Below are 365 nucleotides of genomic sequence, written 5' to 3'. Positions count from 1 at the left end.
TCAATGGTATGCTGCATGTTCTGCGCACAGGCTGTCCGTGGCGGGACATGCATGAGCGCTACGGCAAATGGAACTCGGTCTATGTCCGGTTCCGGCGTTGGGCTGAGCAGGGGGTGTGGGATGCTCTGCTGCAAACCCTGATAGACCTCGACCTGACCGATAACTGGCAGCATATGGTCGACAGTACCGTAGTCCGTGCCCATTCACAGGCTACGGGCGCAAAAGGGGGGCTCATTCGGAGGCTTTTGGTCGATCACGCGGCGGCTTTACGAGCAARATCCATGTCCGATGTGACAATCAGGGATGCCCTCTTGGCTTTGTCCTTACCGGAGGCCAGGTCTCGGACTACAAAGCCACAGACGCCC

1 protein-coding gene is annotated in these 365 nt (G+C 58.2%); it reads left to right on the top strand.

The genetic code is table 11. The annotated features are described in order from the left end of the window. Positions 1–365, top strand: a 365-nt coding sequence (locus KP705_RS19440; protein WP_215765499.1) for a transposase, incomplete at both ends; no start/stop codon positions are given.

Origin of the sequence: Gluconobacter sp. P1D12_c (assembly GCF_018812105.1) — a bacterium.
In the GTDB taxonomy this organism is placed as follows: domain Bacteria; phylum Pseudomonadota; class Alphaproteobacteria; order Acetobacterales; family Acetobacteraceae; genus Gluconobacter; species Gluconobacter oxydans_A.
Note: the sequence above shows the minus strand (reverse complement) of the source record. Positions and strands in the feature narration are given on the sequence as shown.